Consider the following 19,187-nt stretch of genomic DNA (forward strand, 5'->3'; position numbering starts at 1 on the left):
CCTGGCTAGCCCGCCAATTTCTGCAACGGTGCTTGTATTCTTGCGGGGAACAGCCAACCCTGCCCGGAAGCCTTTTCATGAGGGGTATGCCTGGCTGTCATGACAATCCTGAGCCGAGCCTCCGCCAATGCGCTGCGCGCCATGTCGCTTGAAGCCCTGCGCGGCTTCGAATCCGCCGCGCGCCACCTCAGCTTCACCGCCGCCGCCGAAGAACTCTTCATCACCCAGTCCGCCGTCAGCAAACAGGTCAAGAGCCTCGAAGACGTGCTCGGCACCGCGCTCTTCCTGCGCGGCGGCAAAGGCCTGAGCCTGACGCCGGAAGGCCGCCAGCTCTACGAAGCGGCGCGCCTGTCCATCGGCCAGCTCGGCGCGGCCATCGACCGCCTGCTTGCCGTTGACCGCATCTCCATCGCCGTCACCACCACGCCGTCCTTCGCGTCGCTCTGGCTGGTGCCCAAGCTTGCCCGCTTCCAGGCCGCCGAGCCCGGCATCGACGTGCGCATCGATGCTTCCGAGCCCATGCTCAACCTGGAGCGCGACGGCATCGACCTCGCCATCCGCCTCAACACGCAGCCCGCCGGCCCCGATGGTCCGCGCCCGCTGCTGCAGGAGCGCCTGATGCTGGTCGCCGCGCCCGCCGTGGCCGCGCGCATTGCCGACGCCCGGCAGATACTCGATACGCCGCTGCTGGTGTTCCATGACCCCGGCGCCCGCTTTGACTGGATGTCATGGACGCAGTGGTATCAGCGCCTGGGGCTGATGCGCTCGTCCAAGCAGGCATGCCTGTACTTCTCGCAGTACGCGCACGTGCTGAATGCCGCCGCGCAGGAGGCGGGCATTGCGATTGGGCGTACGCCGATGGTGTTGCCGATGCTCAAGAGCGGGCAGTTGCAGGTGGTGCTGCCAGAGCATGTAGCTGACGGGCCGACCTATCAGATCGTGACGTCCAGCGTGGTGCGGCCCGGGGTGGAGCGGTTCCGGGCCTGGCTGGAGGCGGAATTGGCGGGGGAGGTGATTGGGTGAGGGCGGTCGCAGGGGAACGTTACGCAGCGACACTCTAATACGACGAGAGGGGCGCGTTTGGCTGCTTGCGCGCTGGCGCCCATCATCGAACGGGTGCCAGGAATTCGCTGACCGGGGCCGCAACAAGGCCCGTTTGCTTTTTCCTTTCCAATCCCTGGCGACTCCATCCTAGGGTAATCCCCAATATGCCGTATCATCACGCCCGGGCGTCGCGCTGCCGGGCGTTTTGCCGTCTTCGGGCCACGAGCGTATCCCATCGCACTTTTTCAGGAAATCCGGGACAAAGCCAAGGTGCGCCGGCGGCTTGCCGGGCGCCAGATTGCCACCCCGGGGTGCGGATTTACTCACATTGAATAAGCAGGGGCCATTGATAAGTGGCTTCGGAGACATCCGGACGCTTTGTCGGGGCGCCCGGATTGCCAGGTATTGCAGGAGTTGCTTTTGCTTTTGTCCATGAACGAAACCCAGCGCAGAACTGAGGTTGACCTGATTCGCGGCATCGCGCTGATCTTCATCGTGGTTGACCATGTGAACGGCAGCGTGCTGGCCGATTACACCATCCGCAATTTCGCGTTCTTCGATGCGGCGGAGATCTTCGTCTTCCTGGCCGGTTATTCGGCGGGGGCGGCCTACGTCGCCATGGAGGCGCGGCACGGTGCCTCCGCCGCGCAGAACCGCCTGATCCGCCGTAGCTGGGAGATCTACAAGGCGTTCGTGCTGACCGGCGTGCTGATGCTGGTGTTCGGCCTGTTGCTGGCGCTGGCCAAGGTGCCGGCGCCCGCGATCCGGTCCACCGAGGCGCCGATCTTCATGGCGCATCCGTTGAGCACGCTGATCGAGGTGTTCAGCGTGGCGCGGCAGCCTTTTGTGTCGGACGTGCTGCCGATGTACGCGGTCTTCATCCTCTTTGCGCCGCTGGCGATCCGCATGGCGCGCGCGGCGCCACTGACGTTTGTCGGCGCCAGCGGGCTGCTGTGGCTGATGGCGCCGATGCTCACGCCGCTGCTGCCTAGCAGCGATGGCAACGGCTGGAGCTTCAACCCCTTCGCGTGGCAACTGCTGTTTGGGCTGGGCCTGATGGCGCGCCTGCGCCCCGATGTGATCCTGCCGCGCCAGGCGCTGGTGCGCTGGGTGGTGACGGTGCTCGCCGTGGCGGTGACGCTGGCCGGCGTGCTGCTGGCTTACCTGTGGATGCGTCCGCATGTGTACGAGCCATGGCTGCCCGCCTGGCTGCCGACGATGGTCTTCCCGCTGCCCAAGAAGAGCCTGGCGGCGCTGCGCATCGTGAGCTTCCTCGGGCTGGCCTGGCTGTGCTATCTGGCTGTCCGCGCGGGCTGGGTAGCGCGGCTGGCGTCGGTGATGGGGCCGGTGGTGCAGATTGGCCGCCATAGCTTGTTCTGCTTTGTCTTTGGCGCCGTGGTGTCGGTGGTGATCGAGGGCTTTACCTATGGCATTGCCGGCGGCCGGCCGTCGCGGCCGATCGCGCTGGGCGGCGATATCGTGGCCGTGGCGCTGTTGCTGGTGATTGGCGGCTGGTATGGGCGGCGCAAGGAAGGGCGCAAGGAAGAGAGAAGGGAAGCGCGGAGGGAAGAAAGAAAGGACGTGCAAAAGGCTGCCGCCTAGGCAGCCTTTGCGGGTTTGTGCTTGTGTCTGTGCTTGTGTCTATGCCTGCGTGCGATTACGCCGTCATTCCTTGATATCCGCCTGGCGGATCACCTGCTTGTACTTGTCCAGCTCCGCGCGGATAAAGGTGCCGAACTCCTGCGGGTTGCTGACGATGGGATCCACCCCGAGCGTCTTCAGCCGGCTTGTCACCTCCGGCTGCACCATGGCCTTCTGCAACGCGGCGTAGAGTTTGTCGATCACCGGCTTAGGCGTCCTGGCTGGTGCCAGGATGCCGTACCAGCCTGAGGTCTGGAACTTGGGAAACCCCTGTTCGGCAAAGGTGGGCACATCCGGCAGGTCCGGCTGGCGCGTTGCGCGGGCAATGGCGATGGCGCGCAGGTTGCCGCTGCGCACGTGAGGCATGGCGGATGCCGCGGTATCGAAGATCATGTCGACCCGGCCCGCGATCACATCAGGCAGCAGCCCCGATCCTCCCTTGTAGGGCACATGCAGCAAGTCGATCCCGGCCTGGCCGCGGAAGATCTCGCCGGACAGGTGCGGCGGCGTGCCGCTGCCGGCGGAGCCGTAAGTCAGCTTGCCGGGGCTGGCCTTGGCGGCCGCCAGCACATCCTTCAAGGTCTTGTAGGGCGTATGCGTGTTGACCACCAGCAGCGTTGGCGCCGACGCCAGCAGCGACACCGGCTCGAAATCCTTGATCGGATCGTAGGGCACCCGCGCATACAGGTTGGGGCTGATGGCGTGCGAGGCAATCGAGCCGAGGAACAGCGTGTAGCCGTCCGGCGCGGCATGGGCCGCGGCTTCCGCGCCGATCATGGTGCCGGCGCCGGGGCGGTTGTCGATGATCACCTGCTGGCCGAGCGCGTCGGACAGTTTCTGGGCGATCGGACGCGCCACATTGTCGTTGCCGCCCCCGGGCGGGAAGGGCACGATCAGCTTGATCGGACGGTTGGGGTAGTCATCGGCGCGGGCGGCGGCCGGCACCACAGCGAGGGCGGTGGCGGCCATGGCCAGCGCGGCTGCCGCCAACGCGGGAAATCGTCTTGCAGTCATCTTGTCTCCTCCCCCGTTGCCAGGGTGGGTTAGGTCTGTCTTTTCGCGCTTTTTGCTCTTTTTTTAGCCAGTGCCAGATGGAGTCAGGCTTCCGAGACCGCCACCGGCCGCCCCGTGAGCGGATAGCTGGGGTCGCTGTAGCCCGGCGTGGACGCGTGGCCGGGGCGCACCAGGGCGTCGATCGTGGCTTCCTCTTGCGGCGAGATCTCCACGCCCACGGCGCCGAAGTAGTCCTCGAACTGGGCCAGCGTGCGCGGCCCGGCAATCACCGAGCTGATGATGGGGTTGGCGAGCACCCAGGCGGTGGCGAACTGGCCCAGCTTGAGCTCGCGCGCCTGCGCATGCTGCTTCAGCGTCTGCGCGATCACCAGCGACTCCTCGCGGAACTCGGTCTCCATCATGCGGCGGTCCGCGCGGCCGGCGCGCGAGTCCTGCGGCGGTTGCTGGCCGGGCAGGTACTTGCCCGTCAGCACGCCACGCGCGATCGGGCTGTAGGACACCACGCCCAGCCCGAAATGCTCGCAGGCCGGCAGGATCTCCACTTCGGGCATGCGGTTGAGCAGGTTGTAGTAAGGCTGGCAGACCGCCGGGCGGGGCACGTTGAGCGTGTCGCACAGGCGCGCGATCTCAGCGATGCGCCAGCCGCGGAAGTTCGACACGGCCCAGTAGCGGATCTTGCCGGCGCGGATCAGGTCGCCCATGGCGCGCACGGCTTCTTCGAGGTTCTCGCCGGCGTAGTCGCGGTGCAGGTAGAGGATGTCGAGATAGTCCGTGGCCAGGCGGCGCAGGCTGTCTTCCACGGCGCGCATGATCCAGACGCGCGAGTAGTGCGAGTGGTTGGGGGCAGCCTGCATCGGGTTGCCCAGCTTGCTGGCCAGGACCCAGTCCTGGCGATCGCCCGCCAGCAGCTTGCCCACCATCGTTTCCGATCCGCCCAGGCTGTACATGTCGGCGGTATCGATGAAATTGACGCCATGCGCGCGGGCGCTGTCGACGATGCGGCCGGCCTCGGCCTCGTCGGTCTGGTCGCCAAACATCATGGTGCCCAGGCACAGGGCGGACACCTGCAGGTTGCTGGCGCCCAGGCGCCGGTATTGCATCTTGAAGTCAGACATCTCGAATCTTCCAGGAGAGAAATAAATGCGATGCGGGCCAGTTGTGGCCGGTTGCGGCTTACTGCGGCTTAGTGCGGCCTATTGCGCCTGCTTGAAGCGCGCCGCCAGCGCGTCGGTGGCCAGGCGCAGCAGGGTCATGTCGGTGCCCACGGCGACAAAGCGCGCGCCCATGTCGATGTACTGCTGGCCCTGCGCTTCGGTGGTGAGGATGCCAGCGGCCTTGCCGTTGGCGCGGATGCGGCGGATCGCGGCGGCGATGGTTTCCTGCACCTCGGGATGCTGGATGTCGCCGAGGTGGTTCATGTCGGCGGAGAGATCGCTCGGGCCGATAAACACACCGTCCACGCCGTCCAGCGCGCAGATCGCGTCGACGTTGCGGATGGCTTCCATCGATTCGAGTTGCACCAGCACGCAGGTCTGCTCCTGCACGTTATGCAGGAAATCCTTGATGCGGCCAAAGCCGCCGGCGCGCGTGCCGCTGGCCACGCCGCGCATGCCGCCCTTGGGAAAACGGCTCCATGCCACGGCGTTGGCGGCTTCCTCCGCGTTTTGCACATAGGGCAGCAGCAGCGATTGCGCGCCGATGTCCAGGCAACGCTTGATCCACAGCATGTCGTTCCAGGGCGGGCGCACCACGGGATGGCTCTTGGTGCCTTCGGTGGCCATCAATTGCGTGTGCAGGGTGGAGATGTCATTGGGGGCATGCTCCATATCGAGCAGCAGCCAGTCGAACTGCGAGCGCGCCACCAGTTCCACCACCTGGTAGGAAGACAGCGAGCACCACAGGCCAATCTGCGGCTGGTCGGCGAGGATGGCTTGCTTGAAGGCGTTGACGGGAAGTTGCATGGAATGTCTCCGGGGGTCGGTTGTTGAAGGTGCGGCCATGTACTGGCGTGCTGGTGTGCGGGGGCGCGGGGGCGCTCACATGTCCAGCTTCAGGCCGCTCTCGCGGATCAGGTCGGCCCAGCGTGTTTTCTCGTCGCGGACAAACGCCTGCGTGGCTTCGGGCGTATTGCCGACCGGCTCCGCGCCGAGCTGCGCCAGGCGCTGGCGGATCTCGGGCTGCTGCAGGATGCGCACCACATCAGCGTTGATCTTGCGGATCACCTCGGGCGGGGTGCCGGCGGGCGCGAGCATGCCCTGCCAGCCGCCGGCGGTAAAGCCCGGCACGGCCTCCGCTACGGTCGGCACGTTAGGCCACTCGGGATTGCGCTCGCGGCTGGTGAAGGCCAGCACGCGCAGCTTGCCGCCGCGCACATAGGAGGCGCTGGCCACCATGCTGTTGAACATCAGGTCGGCCTGGCCGACCATCACGTCCACATTGGCCTGCGCGCCGCCCTTGTTGGGCAGGTAGAGCCAGTCGATGCCGAGCTTGCGGGCGAACTGCAGGCCGGCCAGGTGCGGGCCGCTGCCGATGCCGGTGGTGGCCCAGTTGAGCTTGCCCGGATGCGCGCGGGCGTAGTCCACCAGCTCCTTGAGCGAGTTCGCCTTGGTCTGCGGCGAGACCAGCAACATGTAGGGCGAGTAGGTCAGCGTGACCACCGCGCTGAAATCCTTGATCACGTCGTACGGCAGGTTCTTGTAGGCCACCGGCGCGATCACGAAGTTGGACAGGTCGCCCAGCAGCAGGGTGTAGCCGTCGGGCGCGCTCTTGGCGACGTTGTCGGTGCCGATATTGCCGCCGGCGCCGGTGCGGTTCTCCACCACCACGGGCTGTTTCCAGGTCTCCTGCAGCTTGCTGCCAAGCAGGCGGGCCAGCACGTCGGAGGCACCGCCCGGCGCATAGGGCACCACCACGCGCACCGGGCGCTGCGGCCAGGGCGCGGGGCCATCGGCGCTGGCCGGCAGCGCCAGCGCGGTGAGCGATGCGGCCGCCAGCAGGGTGATCCATTTGCGCAGCATGGTTGTCTCCTTTTTGTTTTGGTTTTTTCAGGCGGCTTGCGGCGGCTTTGGCGCCATCGCAATCGCCTGCAGCATGGCTTCGGTCATGCTGCGCGGATCGGCCACGCCCTTGCCGGCAATGTCGAAGGCGGTGCCGTGGTCCACCGAGGTACGCACCGCCGGCAGGCCGATGGTGACGTTGACGCCGGCTTCCAGCCCCAGCACCTTGACCGGCCCGTGGCCCTGGTCGTGATACATCGCCACGACCAGGTCGAAGTCGCCGCGGGTGGCGCGGTAGAAGAGGGTGTCGGCCGGCAGCGGGCCATCCACCAGCCAGCCGCGTGCACGGCAGGCAGCCACGGCGGGGGCGATCTTCTCGGCTTCCTCGCCGCGCCCGAACAGGCCGTTTTCGCCGGCGTGCGGGTTGATGCCGCACACCGCCACGCGCGGCTGGGCGATACCGCTCTTTTGCAAGGCTTGCACGCCGCGCGCGATGGTGCGCTCGACCAGGCCAGCATTGATCTTCTCCACCGCATCCAGGATGCCGATGTGCGTGGTGACATGGATCACCCGCAGGTTCGGCGCCAGCAGCATCATCGAGACTTCCTCGGTGCCGGTGAGCGCGGCCAGCATTTCGGTGTGGCCGGGGTAGCGGTGGCCGCCCAGGTGCAGGGCCTCCTTGTTGAGCGGCGCGGTGCAGATCGCATCGACCTTGCCGGCCTGCACGAGCTCGACGGCACGCGCGATATAGCGGTAGGCGGCATCGCCGCAGGTGGCCGAGACCTTGCCGTAAGGCGTGTCGGCGGGGATCAGCGCCAGGTCGATGCAGGCGAGGGTGCCGGGCTCGAACGTGGCTTCGCCGGGGTCGGTCACCCGCGCGATGCGCAGCGCGGTGCCGGTACGGCGGCAGGCGTCTTCCAGGCGCGCGGCGTCGCCCACCACGAAAGGCCGGCATTGCGCATAGAGCGTGCCGTCGGCCAGGCACTTGACGATGATCTCGGGGCCAACGCCGGCGGCGTCGCCCATGGTGATGGCAATTCTCGGTCGATACATGGAGGGCTCGCTGAGGCGGGGGTTGGCAGGGCTGGCCTGCTCCGGATGCGTGGGGCTGGCGCGCATGGCATCGGCAGGAGACGCCGGCGCGGTGGTCTGGCGCAGGTGCGCCATGCAGGCCAGCAGCGTGTCGCGCTGGCCAAAGGCGCCGGCCTTGATGCAGACCGGCACGGTGTTGTTGTCGTGATCGAAGCTAGCCGCGCCTGCCGCACCCGTTGCGCTGCGCAGCTGCGCGCGGGCGCTGGTCACGCCGGGCACCAGTGCGCGCACGTTGGTGAGCTGGCTTACGCCCAGCATCTCCAGCACGGCGCGCGCGCTTTCCCCGCCAGACAGCACCAGCCCCGCCGCCACCTGCGCCATCGGGGCGGCAAAGCGGGCCAGCGCGGCGCACAAGGTGCTGCCGTCCAATGCCGGGTCGGCCGGGCCTTCGACGTGGATCACCACATCGCGACCCAGCGCCAGCGCGTTAGTGGCGCGCTGGCGCTGCGCGCGCCACGCGGTGGATGCCGGGCCGTCAACCAGCAGGCGTGGTGAGCAGGGCACCGGCAGGCAGGTGGCGGACAGCGCCTGGACCTGTTCGGCGGCAAGCGCCGACATGCTGCCGATGACAGCGAGCCGGCCAGTGGTTGCCGGCGCCCTCGCGCCGGCCGCGCGGGTGGTGCCGGGGTTTGTTTCCGCGGGTGCCATCGCCACATGCGCAGCCAGTTGCCGCGCGAGCCCGGCGGAGCCAGCGGCCAGCACGGGTCCGGGCCGGGACGCGATCAGCGTGGCCAGCAGCGCGAGATCGTCGTCGGTTTGCGCATCGCACACGAGTGCGTCGCATGCGTGATCCAGGCCAAGTGGTGCCGCACCGGTGGTGCCCAGTGCCCGCAAGGCCGACAGCGTCAGCACGCTGACCCGCAGGCCAGCCGCGCGGAGGAGCGTCGGCAGGTGATCGCTGGCGAGGCCCAGCGTGGACCACAGCCTGGTGCCCGACAGCGGCTTGCCATCCAGGTAAGCCTGGCCTTCGCGCAGCGTGCGGCCCTGCGCCGGAAACGCCGGGCACACCCAGATCGGGCCAGCGGCCCCGACGGCGTTGCGCGCCGCTACCAGCTCGGCGCCGATATGGCCGCGCAGCGTGGAGTCGAGCTTGTGGAAATGCAGGCAGTCCATTGCCGCTGCGTTATCCAGCGCACGCGGGCCGAAGCCATTGGCAAAGGCCTGGGCGAACACCTGCGCGGCCTCGGCGGCGGGGCGTGCCCGCGAGTGGGCATCGAGCGCCTGGATCCGCCCCGCCCGTGCCGCGCAAGCTGCACCGGCAGCCGCACCTTGCGGGCGCATCCGCACCTCGCCACTGCCATCGCCGGCGAATGCCGCCACGCTGTCGCACGCGCCGGAAAGATCGTCGGCAACGATGCGCACGGCGGCGAACCTTGGTGGGGGCACGGCTGTTGGCATGGGTTTGCGCTTGTTGAATCAAGGGGAAGGCATGGGGGATGGTGTCTCCTGCGTCCCTGCCTGCCTCGCCTGCTGGTTTGCCGTATCACACCGAAATATGGTGTTTAATCCACTTTATTTGCTGTCTCAGCGCGACGAATCTCGGCATGCGGTCGATATTACACGCCGAATCAAAAAAATGCATGCAATTATTTGGTTTGGCATTCAACTGGCGAAAAATGCGCAGCCACGAGCCTTTGCTGCATAATGCTTTCGCCAGCCCGGTCCAACCGCCCGCAAAGGGCGGCGATGCCGGGCCTTCTTCCCACCAGAAATGTCGATCGCAGAGATGTCACAGGAATTGCCCGCGCTCCCGCTGGATCAGGACGACCAGCCGCTATCGCAACGGGTCTACCAGGCCATGTTGTCGGCCATCATCAGCGGGCAGCTAAAGCCGGGGGCGGTGGTCAACGAAATCCGGCTCGCGCAGGAGCTCGGCGTCAGCCGCACGCCGGTACACACGGCGATTCGCGAACTGGTCAAGGATGGGCTCATCACCCAGGAGGCAAACCGGCGCCCGGTGGTGGCGCGCTTCTCGCGCGAAGATATCCGCGAGGTGTTCGATATGCGCAAGCTGCTGGAGAGCGAGGCGGCTCGCATTGCCGCCGCGCAGCTGGACCGCGTCACGCTCAAGGCGCTGTCCGACGCGGCCGACGCCATGGATGCCGGCGCCGCCGCCAGCGGCGACGATGCCGAAGCACTGGTGCGCTGGGCCGATTTCGACGACAACTTCCACCTGGCCATCGCAGACGCCTGTGGCAGCAAGCGCCTGCGCGAGGACATCCTGCGCTATCGCCTGCTGCACCACGGTCTCAACCAGCTGCGCATGCGTGCCGAGCTGATTCCGCAGGCGCTGGCCGAGCACCGCAAGATCCTCGACGCACTGGCCGCACGCGATGGCGACGCCGCCAGCCGCGCCATGCAGGAGCACCTGCACGAGTGGCAGGCGTACTACATGCAGCGGTTTCCGCTGTAGGGCTTGGGCAACGCCGGCAAGGCTTGCATAGCCGATCCTTGTCAATCGCTGCCCGAACGTAGCCGGAGCAGCGCCAGCAGCGCCACCATCGACAGCGCGCCGGACAGGGAGAGGGCGGCGCCCGGCCCGTATTGCGCAAGGACGAGGGCGAAGGCGATGGGCGCGAACGCCTGCGCCGTCCTGCCGAATACCGCAAGCCTTCCCGTCACAGCGCCATACCCGCTTGCCCCGAACAGCGCCAATGGCAGCACGCCGCGCGCGACCGAGATCATGCCGTTTCCAGCGCCGTGCAAGACGGAAAAGAGCGGCCCCAGGCCAGACGCCATACCAAACAAGCCGAGAGAAATGCAAGCTACGGGATGCAGTGCCGTGGCAAAGCGGGCGGTCGTGAGAGGGTGAACCTTCAGGCGTTGGGTCAGCCCGAACTCCACCAGCCGGGCGACGACCTGTGCCGGGCCGAGCAGGACGCCGGCAAACACCGCCTGCCCGAATGTCGCCCCCTTGGCCAGCAGCAGTGCGGGAAGGTGCACAGCCATCGCCGATGTCACGAATGCGGTAGCGCCGGAGAATATGCAGAGCAGCCCGAGCTCACGGGCGCGGCTGCCCGGCGGCGGCGTCGTGCTCGGCTGCGGGCGCGCGGCTGGCGTGACTTGAGGCGCGGCGCGCCCAGGCGGGACGAGACGCCAATACACGGGCAACGCAATCAGCCCGTGGGTCACGGCCCATGCCTGGCAGCAGGTCCGCCAGCCCCAATGCTCGATCACCCAGGTCGAGGCCGGCCAGCCGACGGTGCTGGCGAAGCCGCCGACAAGGCTCACGCCTACGATCAGGCGGCTGGCTGCCTTCGCGTGCTGCGCAACGAGCGCCGCGAAGATGGCATCGTAAAGCCCCATCGCCATGCCCAGGCCCATGACGCACCAGGCTGCATACAGCCCGATGATGCTGCCCGCCTGCGACAGCATCAGCAGTCCGGCGGCTAGCACGAAATTCGACAATAGCAAGACGCGCCTGCCGCCGTTCCGGTCGATGTACCGGCCGGTGGCTGGCCCCGCGCACGCCATCGCAACCAGTGCGAGCGAGAAGGCCCCGAAGAACATCCCCGGCGAGATGCCAAGGTCTTTGCAGGCCGGCGCGGCGATCACCGCGGGGAGATAGGTCGACGAGCCCCAGCCGACGATTTGCGCGGTGCCCAATGCCAGCACGCGCGCCGCATTGTTCTCGGCTCTGGTACCGGCCGGCTCCGCCTGGAGAGGCGCGCTCACCAGCGGCTTAAGCCCGTAGCGGCTTTGCTGTTAGAAAATACGTTGAGGGTGGGCATTTGAATATCGGCGGGCGCCACTGTGAGAAACAGAGGAATCCGGGCAGAATACGGAGCAACCCTAGCCGGGAAAAGCAATATTTTCTGGCATTGATATTAGAAAAAGTGACAGCATGCCAGCACAACTCCCGCCCTTGAAGGCGCTGAAGGTCTTTGAAGCCGCGGCCCGCGCCAGGAGCCTGACTCTGGCGGCGGCAGAACTGCACATCACGCATAGCGCGGTCAGCCAGCAGATTCGTCTGCTGGAAGCCCATTTCGGCCGTCCCTTGTTCGTGCGCAGTGCGCGCGGTGTCGAGCCGACCGAGGCCGCGCTGCTGTTCTACGCGGAGGTCAAGGCAAGCCTGGACCGCATCGCGCTCGCGGCCGAGCAGTTCACGCGTACCGGCGAGCAGCGCATCGTGCGCGTCAACACCACACCGTCCATCGCCATGCGCTGGCTGATCCCGCGCCTGTCCTCGTTCCAGATCGAGAACCCGCGCATCGAAATCCGCGTGACCACTTCCGCCAGCGATGGCATAGATGACCTGAGGGAGCCGTTCGACGTGATCGTTCGCCGGGCGCCGATGTCACGGGCCGGGCATGAATGCATCCGCTTTCTCGATGATGTCTCGGCTCCGCTTGCCTCGCCCCGCTACCTGTCGTTGCATCCGGTATTGGCGCCCGAGGATTGCCTGCGTGCATCCCTATTGCATCTAAGCAGCCGGCGCGACGCATGGGCACGCTGGCTGGCGGCGGCAGGCGTAGTACCGCCACCGCCGCTGGGCGGGCACTTCTACGAGCACTTCTTTCTCAGCCTGCAGGCCGCCACCGCCGATCTTGGGATCGCAATTGGCTCGCTGGCACTTGTGGACGAAGACCTCGCCACGGGCCGCTTGTGCCAGCTGTTCCCGGACGTCGTGGTGCGCGACCAGGGGTTCCACATGTTGCTTCGTACGGCCCGCGAAGCGGCAAGCGCGTTGAGCGTGTTTACGGGTTGGCTGGCCAGAGAGGGCGCGCGAGCTTCCTCCGGCCTGCGGCGGCAGGCGCTGGTTGCCGGGAGGCTATAACGCTTGTGCTGCCCGCAGAGCGAGCCCTTGCCGCAAGCGCGGCAAGTTCCAGTTCCGGCACGCCCCGACCGCCCTAAGCCGCCCTAAGCCGCCTTAAGCCGCCTTCTGCCGCATCGCAAAGGCCCGCAGCGCCGCGGGCCGTGTCACGCAGCGCTGGTGCCATTCGCCCAGGCTGGTGAAGCCCGCCGCGTCCAGATCCGCCAGCCGGTGCAGCACCGACGCCACGTTCAGGTCCGCCACCGTGAAGACCGCGCCCAGCAGGTAGGGGTGCCGTGCGCAGTGCGCATCCAGCACCGCCAGCGGCTTGCCGAGGGCCGCGAGTGCGCCCTCGGCCAGCGCCGGGTTGCGCTGCTCGGCCGGCAGCAGGCGGGTGTGCTGCGCCCATTGGGTGGTGAGTGGTTCCACCATGGTGGCAGCCCATAGCGTCCATTGCAGGATGTGGGCGTCTTGCTCCGCGGTGCCGTTCCACAGCCCTTGTCCCGCGTGCTTGCGCGCCAGGTGCAGCGTGATGGCGAGTGATTCGTAGATGACCAAGCCGTCGTCGTCGATGGCAGGCACCGTGCCATTTGGATTGATTGCCAGGTAGGCGGGCGCCTTGACCGCTGCCGAGGCGTAGTGCAGGGGAATGTTCTCGTAAGGCAGGCCGAGTTCTTCCGCCGCCCAGATGGGGCGGATGGCGCGTGAGGCGGGGATGCCGTAGATCTTCAGGGCCACAGGTGGGGCTCCAGCGGGTTGGGGTGGATTGTGGGGAGGTCTTGCAGGGCTTACTCGCCCAGCGCGATGCCGTCCTTGCGTTTGTCCGATGCGCCGAACAGGTCGCCGCACGCACCGCGCATGACGATCTGGGCGCCGCCGAAATCGCTGCGCCCGCCTAGTTCGCCAAGGCCGGCGGGATCGCTGTAGCCAGCATCGCGCAGGGCTTGCACGATGGCCGGCGGCATGCCGGCTTCGATGGCCAGGGCGGTGTCGGATTCCAGCCGCCAGCGCGGGGCATCCAGCGCGGCTTGCAGAGGTTGCTGCCAGGCCGCCAGCCTTACCAGCAGCTGCAACTGGCTTTGCGGCTGCATCAGCCCGCCCACCACGCCGAAGCCCGCGTGGAAGCGCCCGGCGCGCAGGGCCGCGCCAGGCACCACGGTGTGATACGGGCGCTTGGCCGGCGCGGGGCTGTTGATATGGCCCGGCCCGGCAAAGCCGAAGCCGCGGTTCTGCAGCACAAAGCCGCAGCCGGGCACGGCGATGCCCGAGCCGAAGCGCTTGAAGATGCTGGTCATCAGCGTGACCGCCAGGCCGTCGCGGTCCACCACCACGGTGCATACCGTGTTGCCGGCCGGGTCTGCCACGGTTTCCTTGGCATATTGCATGGCGCGGCCCATGGCCCGCACCGTGCGCAGCACGGCCGCGGGATCGTCCTCGGACAGCATGGCAGGATCGAGTCCGCCGAGTTCATCCAGCGCGTGCAGGATGGCCACGCCGTGCGTATTGGGCGGGCATTCCAGCACGGTCAGTCCGCGGAAATCCGTGGAGACGGGCGTGCAGAAATCGCCCCGGTGGGCGGCGAAGTCGGCGGCAGCCAGCGCGCCACCTGCGTTGCGGCTGGCTGTTTCGGCGGCTTGGGCGGGCTGGCCGAGGTAGTAGGCATCGGCCCCCTCGGCGGCGATGGCGGACAGCGTGGCGGCCAGCTCAGGGTTGCGCAAGGTCGCGCCGGCCGCCGGCGGCCGCCCGGCGCGATAGAGCGCGGCGCAGACCGGGTCGTGGTGCAGCACGCGGTCGAACAGCGCCCATTCCCGTGCGGCTACCGGCGCTACCGCGTAGCCGTCGCGCGCTAGCGCAATGGCGGGCGTGAACAGCCGTTTCCATGCCAGGCGGCCGTAGCGGCGGTGCAGGTCCTCCCAGCCGCGCACTGCGCCAGGCGTGGTCAGCGAGAGGGCGTGGCGCTCGGGGATGCGCTGCCCGGGCAGCGCCGCCAGCGCGTGCATGGGGAACGCTGCCGGCGCGCGCCCGGTGCCGTTGTAGCTGACCGCGTGGCCGTCGGGCTCGACGATCATCGCCAGCATGTCGCCGCCGATGCCTGTTGCCATCGGCTCCACCACGCCCAGGATGGCATCGGCCGCGAGCGCCGCGTCAATGGCGCTGCCACCTTCACGCAGCACCTGCAGCGCGGCCTCGGCAGCGAGCGGGTGGCCGGTGGCGACCATGCAGTGCGGCGCGCGCACGCCCTCGGCGGGGTTGGCAAGGCTGGCGCAAGCTGTGGTTGTCATGCGTGGCGCTCCAGGAGAATCAGATCAATCGGGTTTGACACAATGGCGTGCGTGAGCGGCAACCCAGCGCCTCAAGACCACCGCGCACGCCGTCGATGCCGCCAGGCCTGCCGGTCTGCGCCGAAGCGGCGTCGTAGCTGGCCTGGCGCCGCGGACCTAGTCGGCAACCGTCCCGGCCACCGGAACGGCAGCCTTGGCCGGGCTCGCCTGGGCCTCCCAGGACACGGCGATGTCGCCGGTGACGAAGGTCTGGCAGGCCATGCGGTAGCCCTCGCCAAATTGCGCCTCCGACAGGTGCTTGCGCTCCTTTGGCTTGATGGCGTCGGTGAACTCGAGCCCGCGCTCGATCTTGCACTTGCAGGTGCCGCACAGGCCGCCGCCGCACTTGAAGGGGATGCCGCCTTTCTCGCGCAGGGAAACGCGCAGCAGGTTGCTGTTCTCGGGGGCGCTGACGACCTTGCCGTCGTTGCTGACAAAGGTGATTTCAATCATGGAAACGGTCCGATGGCATGAGGGGGCTGCCCGGCGCTGTGCCGGTCATACTCGGTGGATTCAGTCGGTCGCTCGCCAGTCGCGCGCATGGACATCACGCTTGACCAGCGTGATGTCCATGCTGCCGAAAGTGGCCAGGCGCGTGAGCTCGTCGCGTGCGCCCTGCAGCGTGTCGAACTGCTCGAGGAACTTGGAGGGCACGTAGTTGACGGTGGGGGCGGGGCGGCTAGCGGCATCGACGTCGTCGCTGAACTCCTCCACGACCTTCACCTTCACCGGGTGCGCTATTTCGGCGATGACGAAGTGCGCCGTCCTGCGGCCGTAGAAGAGATAGTCGTAAGCCTCGACGGCCACCAGCCCCTCGACCAGTTCGGTGCGAAACTGCCCCGGCTTGCTGCTGAGTATTACGTACATGAGTGCGCCGCTTGATGGATGCTGATGGATTACTGCGCGTTGCCCGGGACGCTGGCTTGCGCGACATTGGCCCCGCCGCTGGCGGTGGCTGCGCTTTGCACTGGCAGTTCGTCCTGGATCAGCTCGATGTCATGCTCCAGCCAGATCTGGCAGGTCAGGCGATAGCCTTGCGCCAGCCGCTCTCCGAGCTGCTTCTTTTCCTTCCAGTTCGGCGGCGGCAGGTGCTCGGCGCCGACGATCACGCGGCACGCGCATTTGGAGCACTTGCCCATGCCGCACTCGTAGCGCAGGTTTGGATACGGAAACTGCTTGATCCCGGCGCGCACCACCAGGTTGGTGCTGGGCTTGACCTCATCCTCGAAGGTCTGACCGTTCTTGTGAAATACGACTTTAGGCATACAACGTTTCCGTAAGCGGTCTGTCAGGGGCGGCCGGGCGGATGCGCACCGGCCGCGCGTGATTGCTGGACCTGGCGGCTGCTTCAGGCGGCCATGTCCAGTTCAGGCAGGGGGATTTCCTGTGCGACGTAGTCGTGATAGAGGGCGGTGGTGTAGAGCAGGCGCATCTGTGCGCCGATCTCGCAGATCTTGAGGCAACGCTGCTGCAGTTCGGGGGTGTTGGCGTGTTCCAGCACGATCTGGTAGCCGCGTTCGCCGTGGATTTCATCGGAGACGATATGCAGGTCGAAGAACTCGACTTCTTCGTCGGTGAAGTTGTACTTGTCGCGCAGGGTGGGGGTCTGCTTGCGGTAGATCGAAGGCACTTGCGACTCCAGTCCGACGACCAGGCCGGCGACGGCCACGATGGGGTCTTCGCGCATGGCGACCGCGTAGCACCAGCTTTGCAGGCCACGGGTGGTGGGCGACATGTTGTCGGGGTCGAGCACGCGCTCGCGGGTGGTGCCGCAGGCTTGGGCAAAGCGGATCAGCAGGTCGGTGTGGCGGTCGCCGCCGATTTCTTCTTCATACATATTGGCCAGCAGGAAGTCCTTGGCTTCGGTGAAGCGGTCGGGGGTGCGGGCGTAGATGTAGGCGAGGTAGTCGGCGAAGGGGCCGACGTAGTGATAGTGGTTCTCGGCCCAGCGGGCGAGGTGGTCGCGGGAGAGTTTGCCGCTGGCCCAGGCGACGCTGAAGGGGGCTTTGTTGGCGCTCTTGCCCTTGATGGCGTTTTCAAGGGCGGCACGGAAATCATCGCGGTTCATCAGTTCGGCCATCGGGGGCTCCTGGGGGAACGAGTTCAAGGTTGTGGGGGACTGCTTGGCATCTTCCGGAAGCAATCTGCTTGACCGGCTATCGTTTTGGTAATTGTATACTATCTACAATTTTAAGAAAGAGGTAGTGGCCGGTCGAGCAAATAGGGCAAATAGGGCCGATAGGCAGCCCGCATGCCGGCTGCACCGCGTTCAAGCGGCCCTGGCTTCACCCGCTGCCTCGATCTGCCGGTAGGCGAAGCCCGCCAGCGCCACATCCTCCAGCCCCACGCCCACGGACTTGTAGATCAGGATGTCCGTGTCATTGCCGCGCGGCTTCACGCCGCCGGTCACCACATCGGCCAGCTCGACGATCTTGTCGGCCGGCAGCACGGCGGGATCCGCCAGCACGATGTCCCCGGCCTCGCGCATCGATTGGGGGCGCCATTCCACCACCAGCCGGGCCGCGCGGGAGAGCGCCACGTCGTCCAGCTCGCGGGTGTGCGGCAGGCTCGACCCGATGGCCGCGACGAAGGCGCCGGGCTTGAGCGAATGGCCGGAGAACAACGGCGTGGTGGAGCGCGAGGCGGTGACCACGATGTCGGCCTGGGCCACGGCTTGGTCCGGCTCGGCAAAGTCGACCGGGATGCCGCACTGCTGCGCCAGGCGCTCGGGCATGGCGGCATCGGCATACGGGTCGGACAGCAAAATGCGCTTGAGCGGCAGGGCAGCGGCGAGCTGGCGGGCATGCTGCACGCCTTGCGTGCCGGCGCCAAACAGCGCCAGCACTTCGGCCCCCGGCCGCGCCAGGTGCCGGGTGGCCACCACCGAGCAGGCAGCCGTGCGCAGCCGGGTGATCGCGTCCGCATCGAACGATGCCAGCGGCCGGCCGTCCTCGGTGGAGAAGATCAGGATGACAAAGGAAAACTGTCCCTTGATGGTGGTGTAGACCTTGGCGCCGGCCACCTGCTGCTCGGGAATCACCGCGCCCAGCGTGGACAGCTTGACGCCGCCGGCCTCGGTACGGATACGCTCTTGCATGGCGGCCTTGCCTTGGCCGAAGCTGCGGAAAGCGTCCAGCATCACTTGCTGGGCGTCAGCGGGGCTGACGTGGCGGTCGATCATCTCGTCGGTGATATGCAGCATGGTTTGTTTCCTGGCGTAGCGGGAAGGGAGGGGACGCGTAAGGTCCAAGGTAAGGCGAGGAAAGGCGTGTCAGGCGGGCAGGGCGAGCTTGACCAGCACGCCAATGGCGCCCGCCGTGCACAGCCCCAGCAGCAGCTTGCGCACGGCCTTGGCCGAAAAGCGGTTCTTGAGGCGATTGGACACGGCAAAGCCAACCAGCAGCATGGGCGACAGGCTCAGGCTGAGCCACAGGTCCACCAGCCCGAAACGGCCGGCGGCTGCCAGCATGGCCAGCGAAAACGCCGCGCCGGCACACAGGATGCAGCCGATGGTGGCGCGCAGCTGCGGCGGCGGCAGGTGCTGCATGACGATGGCAAAGGGCGGCGCGCCCGCCGAGGTGACCGTGCCCATGAAGCCGGAGGCGGCACCCGCCACCGCCATGTTCAGGCCGGATGCCTGCACCCGCCAGCCCAGCAGGCTCAGCGCCACCGCGGCCAGGATCGACAGCGCGAACACCAGCGCCAGCAATCCGGCCGGCAGTTGCGTCATCGCCGCCACCGCCACCACCGTGCCCGCCGCACGGCCAACCAGGGCGTTGCCCGCCGTGCGCCAGGCAATGGCGCGGAACTCGCGTATCGCACCCAGCAACGAGACCAGCCCGCCCATGGCCAGCAAGGGGCCCGGAGCCAGTTGCGGGAAAAACAGCACGGCCACCGGCGCCGACACCATCGAGAAGCCGATCCCGCCCACGCCTTGCAGGCAGGCGCCGCACAGGATCAGCGCACCCATGAGGCCGAATTGCCAGGCGGTGATGCCGGCGGGAAGAAAGGTGGAAAGTGTCATGGCGGATTGGATTGGTGTCAGGGATCGCGCTCTGCGCCATCGGTGATGGCACCTTGGCAGTGCGATAAATTGGTATACAGTCTACATAAATTTCAAATGAAAGACATCTGGAATTGGCAGAATGGATGCCGCTGGCTCGCAAAAGGTGCCTGCCTTCCCTGTTTCAGCGCGAAAATATAAGGGTTTGCACCAGATTGGGTGGATTCCCTAGTCCCGCTAGATTTCGCTTGTTTTGATGCAGATCAAGAATATAGTATACGTTCATGGGGCAGCCATAGCCCCGCAAGACGAAAACGATGGTC

General features: G+C 67.0%; 19 protein-coding genes. 5 read left to right on the forward strand and 14 right to left on the reverse strand.

Annotated elements, in window-relative coordinates:
* The first annotated feature begins 99 nt into the window (after positions 1 to 99).
* Together ACX12D_RS22835 and ACX12D_RS22840 are read left to right on the forward strand one after the other, a co-directional pair.
* On the forward strand, positions 100 to 1,023 hold the full coding sequence (locus ACX12D_RS22835) for a LysR substrate-binding domain-containing protein (RefSeq protein WP_459375753.1): 924 nt from the start codon (positions 100 to 102) through the stop codon (positions 1,021 to 1,023).
* Positions 1,024 to 1,476: 453 nt separating this feature from the next.
* Positions 1,477 to 2,646, forward strand: coding sequence for an OpgC domain-containing protein (locus ACX12D_RS22840; protein ID WP_459375754.1), 1,170 nt, complete (start codon positions 1,477 to 1,479; stop codon positions 2,644 to 2,646).
* A gap of 63 nt (positions 2,647 to 2,709) precedes the next feature.
* On the opposite strand, the gene ACX12D_RS22845 is transcribed toward ACX12D_RS22840, so the two are convergent.
* The 5 genes from ACX12D_RS22845 to pdxA form a co-directional block, all read right to left on the reverse strand.
* Complete coding sequence (locus tag ACX12D_RS22845) at positions 2,710 to 3,699, reverse strand: Bug family tripartite tricarboxylate transporter substrate binding protein (RefSeq protein ID WP_459375755.1); 990 nt, start codon at positions 3,697 to 3,699, stop codon at positions 2,710 to 2,712.
* An 83-nt stretch (positions 3,700 to 3,782) separates the two neighbouring features.
* The gene (locus ACX12D_RS22850) at positions 3,783 to 4,814 is read right to left on the reverse strand and encodes an aldo/keto reductase (RefSeq protein ID WP_459375756.1); all 1,032 of its coding nucleotides are present in this window, start codon (positions 4,812 to 4,814) and stop codon (positions 3,783 to 3,785) included.
* Between the two features lie 78 nt (positions 4,815 to 4,892).
* Positions 4,893 to 5,660 (reverse strand): HpcH/HpaI aldolase family protein, encoded by a 768-nt coding sequence (locus ACX12D_RS22855; protein WP_174428449.1) that lies wholly within the window; start codon positions 5,658 to 5,660, stop codon positions 4,893 to 4,895.
* Positions 5,661 to 5,735: 75 nt separating this feature from the next.
* Positions 5,736 to 6,716 (reverse strand): Bug family tripartite tricarboxylate transporter substrate binding protein, encoded by a 981-nt coding sequence (locus ACX12D_RS22860; RefSeq protein ID WP_459375757.1) that lies wholly within the window; start codon positions 6,714 to 6,716, stop codon positions 5,736 to 5,738.
* Positions 6,717 to 6,743: 27 nt separating this feature from the next.
* Positions 6,744 to 9,149: a 4-hydroxythreonine-4-phosphate dehydrogenase PdxA gene (gene pdxA, locus ACX12D_RS22865; protein WP_459375758.1), complete on the reverse strand. Its 2,406-nt coding sequence runs from the start codon at positions 9,147 to 9,149 to the stop codon at positions 6,744 to 6,746.
* Here pdxA and ACX12D_RS22870 point away from each other — a divergent pair.
* Positions 9,142 to 9,432, forward strand: coding sequence for a hypothetical protein (locus ACX12D_RS22870; protein WP_459375759.1), 291 nt, complete (start codon positions 9,142 to 9,144; stop codon positions 9,430 to 9,432). The two genes, pdxA and ACX12D_RS22870, sit on opposite strands and share 8 nt — an antisense overlap.
* Before the next feature lie 81 nt (positions 9,433 to 9,513).
* On the forward strand, positions 9,514 to 10,200 hold the full coding sequence (locus ACX12D_RS22875; RefSeq protein WP_441638375.1) for a GntR family transcriptional regulator: 687 nt from the start codon (positions 9,514 to 9,516) through the stop codon (positions 10,198 to 10,200).
* 41 nt (positions 10,201 to 10,241) lie between these two features.
* Here the strand turns inward: ACX12D_RS22875 and ACX12D_RS22880 are convergent, their stop codons facing one another.
* Positions 10,242 to 11,402: an MFS transporter gene (locus ACX12D_RS22880; protein ID WP_459375760.1), complete on the reverse strand. Its 1,161-nt coding sequence runs from the start codon at positions 11,400 to 11,402 to the stop codon at positions 10,242 to 10,244.
* Positions 11,403 to 11,631: 229 nt separating this feature from the next.
* Here ACX12D_RS22880 and ACX12D_RS22885 point away from each other — a divergent pair, with 229 nt between their 5' ends.
* Positions 11,632 to 12,564, forward strand: coding sequence for a LysR substrate-binding domain-containing protein (locus tag ACX12D_RS22885; protein WP_459375761.1), 933 nt, complete (start codon positions 11,632 to 11,634; stop codon positions 12,562 to 12,564).
* A 93-nt stretch (positions 12,565 to 12,657) separates the two neighbouring features.
* Here the strand turns inward: ACX12D_RS22885 and ACX12D_RS22890 are convergent, their stop codons facing one another.
* From ACX12D_RS22890 to ACX12D_RS22925, 8 genes are all read right to left on the reverse strand, one after another.
* Positions 12,658 to 13,278: a glutathione S-transferase family protein gene (locus ACX12D_RS22890; protein ID WP_459375762.1), complete on the reverse strand. Its 621-nt coding sequence runs from the start codon at positions 13,276 to 13,278 to the stop codon at positions 12,658 to 12,660.
* Between the two features lie 50 nt (positions 13,279 to 13,328).
* A complete protein-coding gene (locus tag ACX12D_RS22895) occupies positions 13,329 to 14,822 on the reverse strand; it encodes a gamma-glutamyltransferase family protein (RefSeq protein ID WP_459375763.1) in 1,494 nt (497 codons plus the stop codon).
* A gap of 156 nt (positions 14,823 to 14,978) precedes the next feature.
* Positions 14,979 to 15,314: a 2Fe-2S iron-sulfur cluster-binding protein gene (locus tag ACX12D_RS22900; RefSeq protein ID WP_459375764.1), complete on the reverse strand. Its 336-nt coding sequence runs from the start codon at positions 15,312 to 15,314 to the stop codon at positions 14,979 to 14,981.
* A gap of 60 nt (positions 15,315 to 15,374) precedes the next feature.
* Positions 15,375 to 15,728, reverse strand: a complete 354-nt coding sequence (locus ACX12D_RS22905) for a ferredoxin (protein ID WP_459375765.1) — start codon at positions 15,726 to 15,728, stop codon at positions 15,375 to 15,377.
* A 29-nt stretch (positions 15,729 to 15,757) separates the two neighbouring features.
* Positions 15,758 to 16,126 (reverse strand): 2Fe-2S iron-sulfur cluster-binding protein, encoded by a 369-nt coding sequence (locus ACX12D_RS22910; RefSeq protein WP_459375766.1) that lies wholly within the window; start codon positions 16,124 to 16,126, stop codon positions 15,758 to 15,760.
* Between the two features lie 83 nt (positions 16,127 to 16,209).
* Positions 16,210 to 16,941, reverse strand: a complete 732-nt coding sequence (locus tag ACX12D_RS22915) for a TenA family transcriptional regulator (RefSeq protein WP_183032674.1) — start codon at positions 16,939 to 16,941, stop codon at positions 16,210 to 16,212.
* A 189-nt stretch (positions 16,942 to 17,130) separates the two neighbouring features.
* Complete coding sequence (locus tag ACX12D_RS22920) at positions 17,131 to 18,063, reverse strand: ornithine cyclodeaminase family protein (RefSeq protein ID WP_459375767.1); 933 nt, start codon at positions 18,061 to 18,063, stop codon at positions 17,131 to 17,133.
* A 69-nt stretch (positions 18,064 to 18,132) separates the two neighbouring features.
* On the reverse strand, positions 18,133 to 18,885 hold the full coding sequence (locus ACX12D_RS22925; RefSeq protein WP_459375768.1) for a sulfite exporter TauE/SafE family protein: 753 nt from the start codon (positions 18,883 to 18,885) through the stop codon (positions 18,133 to 18,135).
* Between the last annotated feature and the right edge of the window lie 302 nt (positions 18,886 to 19,187).

This window comes from Cupriavidus sp. PET2-C1, assembly GCF_054515855.1.

Coding starts and splice junctions, on each gene's coding strand:
- ACX12D_RS22835 (WP_459375753.1), top strand. CDS start 100: ATGACAATCCTGAGCCGAGCCTCCGCCAATGCGCTGCGCGCCATGTCG.
- ACX12D_RS22840 (WP_459375754.1), top strand. CDS start 1,477: ATGAACGAAACCCAGCGCAGAACTGAGGTTGACCTGATTCGCGGCATC.
- ACX12D_RS22845 (WP_459375755.1), bottom strand. CDS start 3,699: ATGACTGCAAGACGATTTCCCGCGTTGGCGGCAGCCGCGCTGGCCATG.
- ACX12D_RS22850 (WP_459375756.1), bottom strand. CDS start 4,814: ATGTCTGACTTCAAGATGCAATACCGGCGCCTGGGCGCCAGCAACCTG.
- ACX12D_RS22855 (WP_174428449.1), bottom strand. CDS start 5,660: ATGCAACTTCCCGTCAACGCCTTCAAGCAAGCCATCCTCGCCGACCAG.
- ACX12D_RS22860 (WP_459375757.1), bottom strand. CDS start 6,716: ATGCTGCGCAAATGGATCACCCTGCTGGCGGCCGCATCGCTCACCGCG.
- ACX12D_RS22870 (WP_459375759.1), top strand. CDS start 9,142: ATGCGCACGGCGGCGAACCTTGGTGGGGGCACGGCTGTTGGCATGGGT.
- ACX12D_RS22875 (WP_441638375.1), top strand. CDS start 9,514: ATGTCACAGGAATTGCCCGCGCTCCCGCTGGATCAGGACGACCAGCCG.
- ACX12D_RS22885 (WP_459375761.1), top strand. CDS start 11,632: ATGCCAGCACAACTCCCGCCCTTGAAGGCGCTGAAGGTCTTTGAAGCC.
- ACX12D_RS22895 (WP_459375763.1), bottom strand. CDS start 14,822: ATGACAACCACAGCTTGCGCCAGCCTTGCCAACCCCGCCGAGGGCGTG.
- ACX12D_RS22900 (WP_459375764.1), bottom strand. CDS start 15,314: ATGATTGAAATCACCTTTGTCAGCAACGACGGCAAGGTCGTCAGCGCC.
- ACX12D_RS22905 (WP_459375765.1), bottom strand. CDS start 15,728: ATGTACGTAATACTCAGCAGCAAGCCGGGGCAGTTTCGCACCGAACTG.
- ACX12D_RS22910 (WP_459375766.1), bottom strand. CDS start 16,126: ATGCCTAAAGTCGTATTTCACAAGAACGGTCAGACCTTCGAGGATGAG.
- ACX12D_RS22915 (WP_183032674.1), bottom strand. CDS start 16,941: ATGGCCGAACTGATGAACCGCGATGATTTCCGTGCCGCCCTTGAAAAC.
- ACX12D_RS22920 (WP_459375767.1), bottom strand. CDS start 18,063: ATGCTGCATATCACCGACGAGATGATCGACCGCCACGTCAGCCCCGCT.
- ACX12D_RS22925 (WP_459375768.1), bottom strand. CDS start 18,885: ATGACACTTTCCACCTTTCTTCCCGCCGGCATCACCGCCTGGCAATTC.